This is a genomic window from Streptococcus sp. NCTC 11567, assembly GCF_902141215.1.
In the GTDB taxonomy this organism is placed as follows: domain Bacteria; phylum Bacillota; class Bacilli; order Lactobacillales; family Streptococcaceae; genus Streptococcus; species Streptococcus dysgalactiae.
In genome coordinates, this window is sequence record NZ_LR595857.1 from 843,375 (window position 1) to 855,812 (window position 12,438).

Below are 12,438 nucleotides of genomic sequence, written 5' to 3' on the forward strand. Positions count from 1 at the left end.
TTCTTATCGGTGATAACTTTCATTCTGTATCAATTTGGTCTAGTGATACCTTTAATCCGTTTTTTTAAGTAATGGTAAACCCATTTGAGAAATGGAAATATTAGAAGTGATGCTATATAGATGATAAAAATCATAGCAGACCCTGCAATAATAAGAAACATTGCTTTCATTTTTTGTTCCACTGAATAAGATGTCATAACCCAAAATATAAAACATAGGTAGAACGCGAAAAATAAAAGAAATCCAACTATAGGGAATAGTTGTTTTGGATGTAACCTATAGAAAGCATGTTCTGCTGTCGTTAAATGGTATAAACGCTTTTTATAGTGATATTCATTCGTTTCTATTTTAAGATTTTTTCGGACTGCCCAAGATAGTTTGAAATAGTCATTTGAACTAATGTCAAATAAGTAGACAGAAAACCGTGTTATTTTATTGCGTTAAACTAATTTTCTTCTTTCTGATTAGGGGTTAGTTGAATTTGCTGAAAAGGCAACACTTTTCTGTACAACATTTATAAAGTGTTTTTCTAGGCAATTAATCTTTTAGTCATTGGTGTTTGGTAGTTGAGACTACCATGAATGCGGTGGTAATTCCACCAATGAACATAGTCTTTAGTCTTAAGAGCTAGTTCTTCCAGCGATTGAAAGGTTTCTTGATAAACAAATTCAATTTTGAAAGCACGATACGTACTTTCAGCTACGGCATTGTCATAAGGACAACCAGCCTGACTAAGCGAACGTGTGATTCCAAAGGCTTCCAATATTTCATCAATTAACTGATTATCAAACTCTTTGCCACGATCTGAATGGAACAACTTGACTTTGGTCAGGGCGTAAGGGATGCTTTGTATGGCTTGCTTAACGAGTTCAGCGGTCTTGTGCCAACCAAGAGACAGGCCGATGATTTCACGGTTGTATAGGTCAATGATGAGGCAAACATAAGCCCAACGATTGCCTACACGAACATAGGTTAAGTCAGTGACTAAGGCTTGTAGTGGTCTTTCTTGCTTAAATTGCCTGTCTAAGTGGTTGGGAATAGGGGCTTCATTCTTGTCTCTGGAATGTGGTTTGAAGGTGGTTTTCTGATAAACAGAAACCAAATTGAGTCGCTTCATAATGCGTCGAATCCGACGACGTGAACGTGTGATACCTTCGTTATTCAAGCATATTTTGATTTTTCTGAATCCGTATCTGGACTCGCTCTCGAGAAAAATAGCTTTGATATTTTCTTCAAGTTCCGCTTCAGATACTGGTTCTACAGCTTTGTAATAATAGCTAGAACGAGGAATGCTCAACCAACGACACATGGCTGAAATGCTATAGTTATCCTTATTAGCAGTGATTATTTCCCTTTTTGTGCCATAATCACCGCCGCTTGCTTTAGGATATCTAATTGCATTTCGAGTTCTTTATTGCGTTTCCTGAGTTCAATCAGCTCCCGCTGTTCATCTGTCAGATTATCAACAGACTTGAATGAACCTGTTGTTTTGGCTTGTCTAATCCACTTATCGAAGGTGGAAGGGGTTAGCTCATATTCCTTGATGAGACTGCTACGCTTTCTACCAGCATTGTAAAGGTCAACAATTTGTTGCTTAAAATCATCGGTGAAGTGACGACGTACTTTTCTAGACATGGTTTTTCTCCCCTTTTTCTTTAGTGTAGAACACTTTATAAATTCTGTCTAGTTTAGTGTAACCTATTCAAGAGACTAATCAAGAACTTCAAACCTTAGATGAACGCCTGGCTTACTATCATAAAGTTGAGGGGGCTCTACTAGCCATTGAACAAACACCAGAAAATAGTTTGCCTGCCATTCAGTTATTAGATGAACTAGGACTTCCAAAAGATATATCCATTGCAGATATTCGTCAAACCATTCAACAATTTGAAATAGAAAAGGATGCCTTGCAAGAATTCTTTGACGATACCTTGAAGACTTATACAACCTACCAAGAAATGAAAGATTATATTAAATCTCGTGAAGCGAACACTCCTAAGCAAGAGACAGAAGAAAAATCACTTTGAAGACTGTAGATTTAACGTAAGTAAAAAGCAACCATTTATATGATATCGCTTTCATTCTTATGTTTTTTGTGATAAACTAATTAAAGAAATAATTTTTATACTTTATTATGGAGGTTCTTATGAAGAAAGTGTTAGTGAGTAGTCTTTTGGTTTTAGGGATTACGATAACGTTACAAACAGTAGTTGAGGCTAAGGGGCCAAAAGTAGCTTATACACAAGAGGGAATGACTGCTCTTTCGGACTCAAATAAAGATAAAGTCACTACTATTTCTATTGACGAGATTCAAAAAAGCTTAGAAGGTAAGAAGCCGATTACTGTTAGTTTTGATATTGATGATACACTCCTTTTCAGTAGTCAATATTTTCAGTATGGTAAAGAATATGTAACTCCTGGATCGTTTGATTTTCTTCATAAACAAAAATTCTGGGATCTTGTTGCAAAACGAGGAGATCAAGATTCCATTCCCAAAGAATATGCTAAAAAATTAATTGCTATGCATCAAAAACGAGGAGATAAAATTGTTTTTATAACAGGTAGGACAAGAGGGTCAATGTACAAGGAAGGCGAGGTTGATAAAACAGCTAAAGCCTTAGCTAAAGATTTTAAATTAGACAAACCAATTGCTGTAAATTATACAGGCGATAAACCTAAAAAGCCATACAAATATGATAAATCATATTATATTAAGAAATATGGTTCAGACATTCATTATGGGGATAGTGATGACGATATTCATGCAGCTAGGGAGGCCGGTGCTAGACCAATTAGAATTTTAAGAGCACCTAATTCTACAAATCTACCTTTACCACAAGCTGGAGGCTACGGTGAAGAGGTTCTCGAAAATTCAGCTTACTAGTATCTTTATTAGTTAACATAGTATTATCTATCAATTTTTAGATTTGTGATAAGAAGTGCTAAAAAAGTAGCAAATCAATGATATGCTAGTAAGGAAAGTTGGGAATAATCATAGTCTATGGAGAGACTATTAAACCCCATTAACTCAAACAGATACATTTTACCTCTACTTTTTGGGTGGAGGTTTTTTAGTTGACGAGGTTGTAGGATTGAGGTAAGATAAAAATGTACCTATGAAAGTTCGCTTTCTCCATATTCCCCTGTCACTGAGATAGGGGAATATTATTGACATTGGTGATGGCATAGGTACAATAAGAGGCCTCCTCGGAGTATTCCTAAAAATCTATTTTTTCAGCCCTTTGCGGCTGTTTTTTTGTTTATTAGTGATAAAAAAATCGCCACGCTAGGAGTGGCGATGATGTTGAGAGGGAAAATTAATGGATGTTTTTGAATGCTAATGTCTAATAATAAAGAACGTTGACCTCTTAACACTAGTAGTATACCATAGATTGGCTTAAGGATTCTATTTTTTTATATGACTGTTATGATTATATCTTGCAGTAAGGTAGTTTTTAAAATCCTTTTGTTGTAACAATAGCAGAGAAGAATTACTATTAATAAACCAATGTGCTACTTGATGGGGCGACCTTAGAATAATCGATAATTTGATTATCAAAGTTCATTAATAATTTTTTAGCTGCTCCGACAGTTATAGGGTCATCATCCCTGTCAATGACTTTTCCATCTGCTAAATTTATTTTTTCAATGCCAAATTTAGTTCGCATATCATAACTATAATCTGTTCCTCCACCATGATAAATGACCCATACTGTATCTGGATGTCCAAGAAAAGCGTTAATCAAGTAAGGGTCTTTTTTAGCTTTTTTCTTTAAATTTTTAATGGATCGATTATTAGGATCAACTTTATAGATATCTTTGACTGTCATTTTTTTCGTTAAGGGGGTTTCAAAGCTTCTTATAAGTGTCCCTTCTTTTGGATGTTCTTTTTCCAGTGTTGCGCGCTGTTGTGACACTTGTTGCTCAGTTGAGGCGAAAGCCTGTTGGGAAATAAATAGCCAGAGGACATAATAGTAATCCTATCCCTAAGGCTAAAGAAATCTTATTTTTCATAATATATGTATCCTTATTTATTTGTGACCCTATACCAAGATCCATTAACTGGATTATGAGTATAGAAGAATAGCCAAGAACCTTCACCGTTAACATATTTTCCTTGACCGTTTCCAATGACTGCTCTAGAAACAGTTTTTTTAGATTCATAAGTACGGTAAGCTTCATATTCATTTCCAACTAAACCGCTGTCTCCAACGGATTCCCAAAATAACCAAGTTCCAGTTCCTTGTACAGCCTCAAATTTAAGTTCTGAAAAACGCCAACCTGACCCTGAGAAGGCTTGAGAACGATAGCTTTGTCCTAAAGGAAGAATCTTAGGATTATTGGTAGCCCTATAAGGAGAGGCAGACCTGACTAAAATTGGAGGGTTTATATAGTCAACCATGCCTTTATTAGGAATTTCTGTATCTTTGTACTGCTTATAAGACATTAGCTTCCCTTGATTATTTGAAACAATAGTAGAATCAAATGTCGAGCTTCCATTGAGATTGTAAATAAATCCGCCCTCTGGTAAAGCTTCCACAATTTGATTATCATTGATAACTGGAGATAATAAATCTGGAGTGGTTGACTGATATTCAGCTGCAGAGACAGTGGCGCAGGCTCCTAATAGGTGAAAAGTGATGTAATTGATAAGATAAGGGATTTTGGTTTCATGGAGTTTCTCCTTTTTATAATAGCTCACCTTATTAACGCTTAGCCCCCTTTCTTACTAATTAGGTGATTAGTTGCTAATTTTATTATATAATAATTTAAAATAACAGCGCATACATGGCAAATTGCTAACTTTATTATATAACGATTTGAAAAAATAGTATATATGTAATCGCTTATTTTTTATTTGAAGTGTCAAAATGTTTGATTTAAGTTAAAATAGACTTATGAGATTTGATGAGAAAATTTTTGTGATTGAAATGGCTAAATTACGTGAGAAGAAGTTTTTGAAACGGATTAGAGATTATGACGAACAAATAGCTACGACAATGCGCCAACACGGCTATAAACGAGTGGATAGTAGCGAGCGAACAGTTCTCTTTACTTTTGGAGAAGTGACGATTTCAAGAAGCCGCTGGAGAAAAGGAAGAAAGACACGCTACCCAGTAGATGAGTGGTTAGGACTAAAACCTTATATGCGCTACTCTCCTGAACTCATGCTTCATATGGCGGAACACGCTTCTAAATTATCTTATCGGGAAGTTTGTCGTACAATTGAAACAGCTTATGGCTTATCAGTGACAAAAGATGCCGTCTTAAAAGCTGTCAAACTAGCAGAAAGACTCTTTTCAGAGAAAGAGCACTATCGTTTCTTACAGCACGTAGAACACCCACAAAAAATCCAAGCAGAAAGAATCTACTTGGAAGGGGATGGAGTCATGGTCAAAACAACATCAGGAGGAGATGAACGTCATAATACAGATTTGGCTCATTTTTTAATCCATACGGGATCAAGAAAGATTGGTAAAAATCGCTATATTTTACAAAATAAGCATGAAATTATTAACGCTAACTATGATCAAGCAAGAGAGGAGCTATTAGACTATCTCTACAATCACTTTGAGATAACTGATAAGACCATCCTCATTACGAATTCAGATAATGGTAAAGGCTATACCAAACGTGTCTTTCAAGAGGTTAAGAAAGCACTTGGCATTAAGTATCATGAGCATTTTTGGGACAGCTATCATCTCAATAAGCAGTTGAAAGATTTTTTCAAGCCTTATCCGTATGTACAGGATTTAGTTTTTAAAGCTATTCAAACTCATAAAAAGTCATTATTAGAAACTGTCTTTGATACAGTAGAAACACTGATAGAAACTGAGGAAGACTATATTAACTATTATGCTTTTAGGCAAAAACTCTTTAGAAATTTTAGGGATACTAGGCCATCACAATTACGAGGGCTAACCTCTCGTGGTATAGGTGCCATGGAAAGCCAGCATCGCAAAGTGACTTACCGTATGAAACATCGTGGGATGTATTGGTCAGTAACAGGTGCTTGTACCATGGCTAAAATTATCTTATTGGAACGGATAAATAAACTAGATGACCTCTTCTTTGGCGACTGGCGAAAGCAGTACCAGAAGTATCGAGGAAGAGGCTTAGGTGCTGGCCATTTGGTTAACCATTATCCTCATGATGCAGTGGTGATCAGGCGATGACTACAAAAAATCTATCTTATAGCAACCGCTAAAACATTAAATTTTAGAGGCTTTTTTGGTGTGTTTATGCCCCGAAACCCTTTGTTTCAGTCTTTTTTGGAATAAAAGAACCTAGAGTTTTCTTAGGTTATAAGGGTTAGTTGGACTTTCCCGAAAATTCAGACACATACATGGACGAAAGTGCTTGCAATTTCCTCAATTTAGGTTATAATGTTAAAAAAACAAGAAAGGAAGTCCTGCAATGGCCCAAACACAACATCTAACTAATTGGCAAAGCTGGCATAGATAAGTTGTGTTTATGGATTGGCATAGATACGACTTTTAGAGTACTTCTCAAAAGGTATCTATGCGCTAAGATTGGATTTCACAAGAGCGCCTAGTAGTCATTACTAAGTGCTTTTTCTTTTGAAAAGTATTCTCATCAACCTGTTAACGATATGAAAATGAAATGTGAGGAACAAGATGAAAAACAAGAGTTTAATAGCGACGCTAATCTTGCTGACGGTTATGGGGATAGGCTCTCTATTATCAAAAGGCGTGGTAAAAGAAAAAGATGATTTGGCCAGTCAAAAAGACATTAAGATCGGCATCTTACAACTGGTTACCCATGAAGCTCTAGACGACATTGAGCGAGGCATTGAAGATCAACTGCGCAAGCAAACGCCTAAAGGCAAACACGTGACCATTAGACTCATGAATGCCGAAGGAGATCAAAGCAAAATTCAAACCATGAGTCGCCAATTAACGCAATCAGGAAATGATTTGGTTATTGGGATTGCCACGCCAGCTGCTCAAGGATTAGCCGCTGCAACTAAGGATATTCCAGTTGTCATGTCGGCCATTTCTGACCCTATTGGTGCAAAGTTAGTAAAGCACTTGGAGAGACCCGAAGGTAATGTGACAGGCTTGTCTAATAAAGTTCCCATCAAGCAAACTGTTGATCTGATTAATGAGCTATCACCCGAAGTGAAGCGAATTGGAGTTTTGTATGCTAGCAATGAGGACAATTCTTTGTCTCAAGTGAAAGCCTTCCGCCAGTTAGCTCAGAAAAAAGGTTACCAGGTCGTTCCTTACGCGGTGCCTTCCACCAATGAGGTACCGGCGACCATGTCTGTCATGTTGCGTAAGGTAGATGCTATATTTATTCCGCAAGATAACACGATTGCTAGTGCCTTTTCATCTGTCGTTGCTGCCAGTAAAGCCGCAAAGGTTCCAGTCTACTCTAGCGTGGACACGATGGTAGAAGAAGGAAGCGTAGCCTCTATTTCTCAAAGTCAATATCAATTAGGGGTTGAGACAGCTAATCAAGTACTTCAGCTCCTGAAAGGAAAAGCAGTGTCTGATATCCCTGTTAAAGTCGTTGATGATGGAAAACCATTGATTAATCGAAAAGTAGCAGAAGAACTAGGCATAACGATATCACCTAGACTGTTGAATACAGCCACTGTTATAGAATAAATGAAGAGAGGAATCCTATGATTATTTCATCAGTTTCACAAGGTCTCTTTTGGGGGATTTTGGGATTAGGTATTTACCTAACGTTTAGAATTTTAAATTTTCCAGACATGACTACCGAAGGTTCCTTTCCTTTAGGAGGTACTGTTACCGTTACCGCAATAAGTTTAGGGTGGAATCCTTTGGTAGCAACTGTCCTTGGAATGGCTGCGGGAGCTCTGGCGGGTTTATTGACAGGCCTCTTATACACTAAGGGGAAAATCCCAACGATTTTGGCTGGAATCTTAGTCATGACCTCTTGCAACTCTATTATGTTAATGGTGATGGGGAGGGCTAATTTGGGCTTACATGAGAGCAGACGTATCCAAGACTACCTGCCTTTTTCAGCAGACGTTAATAGCCTGCTCACAGGTCTAATTGCAGTTGTTGTGGTGATTAGCCTCTTGATTTATTTCCTATATACTAATCTTGGACAAGCCTATATTGCCACAGGAGACAATAGGGACATGGCTAAGAGTTTTGGGATTAAGACCGACCGTATGGAAGTGATGGGATTAGTGGTGTCTAATGCTTTAATTGCTTTATCAGGTGCCTTGGTCAGTCAACAAGATGGCTATGCGGACGTGTCAAAAGGGATTGGGGTTATTGTTATTGGTTTAGCCAGCATTATTGTTGGAGAAGTCCTTTATTCCACAAGTTTAACACTATTGGAACGCTTGATTGCTATTGTCGTAGGATCAATTCTTTATCAATTTTTGATTTCAGCGGTTATTGCTTTAGGTTTTAACACTAATTATCTAAAACTGTTTAGTGCTCTTGTCTTAGCTCTATGTCTGATGGTTCCAGTGTTGAAGCAACGCTTTTTTAAAGGGATGAGGTTATCACGATGACAGCAATTATTGAATTAATCCATGCGACAGTGGAAGTGAATAACGGTTTTGATGATATTAAAACCATTTTAGACGATGTCTCATTGACGATTTATGAACATGATTTTTTAACGATCTTAGGTGGGAATGGGGCAGGCAAGTCCACTCTCTTTAATGTCATTGCGGGGACTCTCATGTTAACGAGGGGGCAAATCAAGATTCTAGGGCAAGATGTGACGACCTGGCCCGCTGAAAAAAGAGCTCTTTATTTATCACGTGTTTTCCAAGACCCTAAAATGGGAACAGCTCCTCGAATGACTGTGGCTGAAAATCTCTTAATTGCTCGACAAAGAGGTGAAAAACGCTCTTTAGTTTCTCGGAAAATAACAGAGCACTTAGCTAGTTTTGAAGACTTGGTTAAACGAACAGGGAACGGCTTAGAAAAGCATTTGGAAATACCAACCGGTCTCCTATCAGGAGGTCAAAGGCAGGCTTTAAGTTTATTAATGGCAACCCTGAAAAAACCAGAATTATTGTTGCTAGATGAGCATACCGCTGCTCTAGATCCTAAAACAAGTCAGTCCTTGATGCGCTTAACCGATGAATTTGTGACAAGGGATCGTTTAACAGCTCTGATGATTACCCATCATATGGAAGATGCCTTAACTTATGGCAACCGCCTCATTGTGATGAAAAATGGGAAAATCATCAAAGATCTCAATCAAGCTGATAAGGCCCAACTAACTATTGCCGATTATTACCAGCTTTTTGATTAATCTTTTCAAACGTGACCATTGGAGAACCTTCATCCAATGGTTTTTTGGATGCTTGTCATGAAAATAATCTGAAAGTACCAAGACTATTTAGCGAAAAACTGCCTGAAATATGATATACTATAAAGGATAGTAGCTTAGCTACATAACAGTAATTCGACTTACTTCGTAAGGACCGTTTGTAATAAAAAATATTAAATATTAGAGGAGTATCATGACTGATATCAAATTGATTGCCTTAGGAGGGGTCCGTGAATACGGAAAGAACTTCTATTTGGTAGAAATTAACGATTCCATGTTTATTTTGGATGCTGGGCTTAAATACCCAGAAAATGAACAACTTGGGGTTGATTTAGTTATCCCCAATTTAGACTATGTGATTGAAAACAAAGACAAGGTCCAAGGGATTTTCTTGAGCCATGGGCATGCAGATGCCATTGGTGCCTTACCGTATTTATTGTCAGAAGTATCGGCTCCTGTCTTTGGATCTGAATTGACCATCGAGCTGGCAAAATTATTTGTCAAAGGCAATAATAACACTAAGAAATTTAACAATTTCCATGTGGTGGATAGTGAAACAGAAATCGAATTTAAAGATGGCTTGGTGTCCTTCTTTAAAACAACACACTCTATTCCAGAAAGCATGGGAGTAGTGATTGGCACAGACAAAGGAAATATTGTTTATACCGGTGACTTCAAGTTTGACCAGGCGGCCCGTGAAGGTTACCAGACGGATTTACTACGTCTAGCTGAGATTGGGAAAGAAGGAGTCTTAGCTCTTTTGTCTGATTCTGCAAATGCCACTAGCAATGATCAGATTGCTAGTGAATCTGAAGTTGGGGAAGAAATGGACAGTGTTATTGCAGACGCTGATGGCCGTGTGATTGTGGCGGCAGTGGCGTCTAACCTTGTCCGTATCCAGCAGGTCTTTGATTCAGCTGTTGCCTATGGCCGTCGTGTGGTCTTAACGGGAACAGACGTTGAAAATATTGTACGAACAGCTCTACGATTGAAAAAATTGATGATTACAGACGAACGTTTGCTGATCAAACCAAAAGACATGTCTAAGTTCGAAGACCACGAACTTATTATTCTTGAAGCTGGTCGCATGGGTGAGCCTATCAACAGTTTGCAAAAAATGGCAGCGGGACGTCATCGTTATGTTCAGATTAAAGAAGGCGACCTTGTTTACATCGTGACAACGCCAAGTACTGCAAAAGAAGCTATGGTGGCGCGTGTTGAAAACTTGATTTACAAGGCTGGTGGTTCTGTCAAACTAATTACCCAAAACTTACGTGTCTCAGGGCATGCGAATGGACGTGATTTGCAACTGTTGATCAATTTAACGAAGCCTCAGTATCTCTTCCCAGTTCAGGGAGAGTACCGTGATCTAGCTGCCCATGCTAAGTTAGCTGAAGAGGTCGGTATTTTCCCTGAAAATATTCATATTATGAAACGGGGCGATATCATGGTTCTTAATGAGGAAGGTTTCCTCCATGAAGGAGGTGTGCCTGCCAGCGATGTCATGATTGATGGGAATGCTATCGGTGATGTTGGTAATATTGTATTAAGAGACCGTAAAGTCTTGTCAGAAGATGGTATCTTTATTGTTGCTATTACAGTTTCCAAAAAAGAAAAACGCATTATTTCAAAAGCCAAGGTGAACACTCGCGGATTTGTCTATGTTAAGAAAAGTCGTGATATTTTAAGAGAGAGTGCTGAATTGGTCAATAAAACGGTTGAAGCCTATCTCCAAAAAGATACCTTTGATTGGGGAGAATTAAAAGGGAATGTCAGAGATGATTTGTCTAAATTCTTATTTGAACAAACCAAAAGGCGCCCAGCGATTCTGCCGGTTGTGATGGAAGTTCGTTAGTGAAAATAGGAAGGTTAGGCAAAAACTGCCTACCTTCTTTGATTTTAACAACTGGTAAACCAGGAAACTGTTCACCCAAAAATACAGTAGATTTACGTGATAGGATTATTTTGGTATAAAGGAGTGTAATGAATGGCAAGTATTGCAATTGAATACCATTCGGTAGTTTTAGGAATGGAGCGTAAGGTAAATGTGATTTATCCTGACCAGTCTGAAATCCCTAAAAAAGATCAAGGGGATAAGGATATTCCTGTTTTATATTTGTTACATGGTATGGGAGGCAATGAGAACTCTTGGCAAAAACGAACAGCTATTGAACGCTTGTTGCGGCATACCAATTTGATAGTCGTTATGCCTTCGACAGACCTAGGTTGGTATACAGACACGGCTTATGGGCTTAACTATTATCAGGCGTTGTCACAAGAGTTACCACAGGTCTTAGCTTCTTTCTTTCCTAATATGACCCAGAAACGTGAAAAAACGTTCGTTGCTGGTCTGTCAATGGGAGGTTATGGAGCCTTTAAGTGGGCACTCAAAAGCAATCGGTTTTCTTATGCGGCCTCGTTTTCAGGGGCTTTGGATTTTTCTCCGGAGACCTTACTTGAGGGACAACTAGGAGAACCAGCCTATTGGCAAGGTGTTTTTGGAGCCTTTGACGACCCTAATCTTGAAAGGCATTACCTTAAAACGATGGTAAGCGAGAGTGATCGCAAGACTAAGTTCTATGCTTGGTGTGGTTATGAGGATTTCCTTTTTGCCGCTAATGAAAAAGCTATTGCTGATTTTCGAGCTCAAGGTCTTGACATTGACTATCATAAAGGTCATGGTAAACATGAGTGGTACTATTGGAACCAACAATTAGAAGTTCTGTTAGAGTGGTTACCGATAAACTACCAAAAAGAAGAAAGGTTATCTTAACCATTTCCTAGTACAACATGAGGTGACGAATGAAACAATTACTGGCGATCATTTTGTGGCTTCCTAAGCTAATAGTGAAACTGTTTTGGCATCTTATCAAAGGATTTTTACAAACTGTCTTATTAGTAACGATTATTATTATAGGGCTGATTTATTATTCTAATCACAGTGATTCCGTTTTAGCCAATAAAATCTCGACAGTTACTGAGCAAGTGGTGCAAATTTTTGATACCTTAACACAAAAGCCATCTGCAAAGATGCATCATCAAAGTGATAAAAGGCATCCAACTTTCCTTGCTAGTGCTCAAGAAGATCATCGATGACTTAAAAAGAGTTAGATTTCTTTTGGAAACTAGATTGAAAATGTCCTC

General features: G+C 38.0%; 12 protein-coding genes. 9 read left to right on the forward strand and 3 right to left on the reverse strand.

Features of this window, described 5'->3' with window-relative positions; translation table 11 throughout:
• Nucleotides 1-529: 529 nt before the first annotated feature.
• A protein-coding gene (locus FQT67_RS04360) for an IS3 family transposase (RefSeq protein ID WP_143936372.1) occupies nt 530-1,635 on the reverse strand; the annotation gives its coding sequence in 2 pieces (ribosomal slippage) (nt 530-1,359 and nt 1,359-1,635; 1,107 coding nt in all).
• Nucleotides 1,636-1,700: 65 nt separating this feature from the next.
• On the opposite strand from FQT67_RS04360, the gene FQT67_RS04365 reads away from it, so the two are divergent.
• Nucleotides 1,701-2,027 carry a helical hairpin domain-containing protein gene (locus FQT67_RS04365; RefSeq protein WP_324291847.1) on the forward strand — a complete coding sequence of 109 codons (327 nt, stop codon included), beginning with the start codon at nt 1,701-1,703 and terminating at the stop codon, nt 2,025-2,027.
• A 119-nt stretch (nt 2,028-2,146) separates the two neighbouring features.
• Nucleotides 2,147-2,884, forward strand: a complete 738-nt coding sequence (aphA, locus tag FQT67_RS04370; RefSeq protein WP_003060074.1) for an acid phosphatase AphA — start codon at nt 2,147-2,149, stop codon at nt 2,882-2,884.
• A gap of 613 nt (nt 2,885-3,497) precedes the next feature.
• Here the strand turns inward: aphA and FQT67_RS04375 are convergent.
• Together FQT67_RS04375 and FQT67_RS04380 are read right to left on the reverse strand one after the other, a co-directional pair.
• Entirely contained in the window at nt 3,498-3,917 is a 420-nt protein-coding gene (locus FQT67_RS04375; RefSeq protein WP_232619973.1) for a hypothetical protein, read from the reverse strand.
• A 110-nt stretch (nt 3,918-4,027) separates the two neighbouring features.
• Nucleotides 4,028-4,702 (reverse strand): hypothetical protein, encoded by a 675-nt coding sequence (locus FQT67_RS04380; RefSeq protein ID WP_046177091.1) that lies wholly within the window; start codon nt 4,700-4,702, stop codon nt 4,028-4,030.
• 196 nt (nt 4,703-4,898) lie between these two features.
• Here FQT67_RS04380 and FQT67_RS04385 point away from each other — a divergent pair, with 196 nt between their 5' ends.
• The 7 genes from FQT67_RS04385 (at nt 4,899) to FQT67_RS04415 (ending at nt 12,390) form a co-directional block, all read left to right on the forward strand.
• A complete protein-coding gene (locus FQT67_RS04385) occupies nt 4,899-6,176 on the forward strand; it encodes an ISLre2 family transposase (RefSeq protein ID WP_012767122.1) in 1,278 nt (425 codons plus the stop codon).
• Nucleotides 6,177-6,638: 462 nt separating this feature from the next.
• Nucleotides 6,639-7,634, forward strand: coding sequence for a tryptophan ABC transporter substrate-binding protein (gene trpX / locus FQT67_RS04390; RefSeq protein ID WP_046177090.1), 996 nt, complete (start codon nt 6,639-6,641; stop codon nt 7,632-7,634).
• A gap of 17 nt (nt 7,635-7,651) precedes the next feature.
• Nucleotides 7,652-8,521 carry an ABC transporter permease gene (locus tag FQT67_RS04395; RefSeq protein WP_012767120.1) on the forward strand — a complete coding sequence of 290 codons (870 nt, stop codon included), beginning with the start codon at nt 7,652-7,654 and terminating at the stop codon, nt 8,519-8,521.
• Complete coding sequence (locus tag FQT67_RS04400) at nt 8,518-9,276, forward strand: ABC transporter ATP-binding protein (RefSeq protein ID WP_046177089.1); 759 nt, start codon at nt 8,518-8,520, stop codon at nt 9,274-9,276. The genes FQT67_RS04395 and FQT67_RS04400 overlap by 4 nt, the downstream gene beginning before the upstream one ends.
• Before the next feature lie 211 nt (nt 9,277-9,487).
• A complete protein-coding gene (locus FQT67_RS04405; RefSeq protein WP_003056218.1) occupies nt 9,488-11,149 on the forward strand; it encodes a ribonuclease J in 1,662 nt (553 codons plus the stop codon).
• Between the two features lie 132 nt (nt 11,150-11,281).
• Nucleotides 11,282-12,067, forward strand: coding sequence for an alpha/beta hydrolase family protein (locus FQT67_RS04410; RefSeq protein ID WP_014612346.1), 786 nt, complete (start codon nt 11,282-11,284; stop codon nt 12,065-12,067).
• A gap of 29 nt (nt 12,068-12,096) precedes the next feature.
• Nucleotides 12,097-12,390: a hypothetical protein gene (locus tag FQT67_RS04415; protein ID WP_003061728.1), complete on the forward strand. Its 294-nt coding sequence runs from the start codon at nt 12,097-12,099 to the stop codon at nt 12,388-12,390.
• Nucleotides 12,391-12,438: the final 48 nt, after the last annotated feature.

Excerpts from the sequence above, each read along its gene's own strand:
- aphA (WP_003060074.1), top strand. The coding sequence starts at position 2,147 with ATGAAGAAAGTGTTAGTGAGTAGTCTTTTGGTTTTAGGGATTACGATA.
- FQT67_RS04400 (WP_046177089.1), top strand. The coding sequence starts at position 8,518 with ATGACAGCAATTATTGAATTAATCCATGCGACAGTGGAAGTGAATAAC.
- FQT67_RS04395 (WP_012767120.1), top strand. The coding sequence starts at position 7,652 with ATGATTATTTCATCAGTTTCACAAGGTCTCTTTTGGGGGATTTTGGGA.
- FQT67_RS04415 (WP_003061728.1), top strand. The coding sequence starts at position 12,097 with ATGAAACAATTACTGGCGATCATTTTGTGGCTTCCTAAGCTAATAGTG.
- FQT67_RS04385 (WP_012767122.1), top strand. The coding sequence starts at position 4,899 with ATGAGATTTGATGAGAAAATTTTTGTGATTGAAATGGCTAAATTACGT.
- FQT67_RS04405 (WP_003056218.1), top strand. The coding sequence starts at position 9,488 with ATGACTGATATCAAATTGATTGCCTTAGGAGGGGTCCGTGAATACGGA.
- trpX (WP_046177090.1), top strand. The coding sequence starts at position 6,639 with ATGAAAAACAAGAGTTTAATAGCGACGCTAATCTTGCTGACGGTTATG.
- FQT67_RS04410 (WP_014612346.1), top strand. The coding sequence starts at position 11,282 with ATGGCAAGTATTGCAATTGAATACCATTCGGTAGTTTTAGGAATGGAG.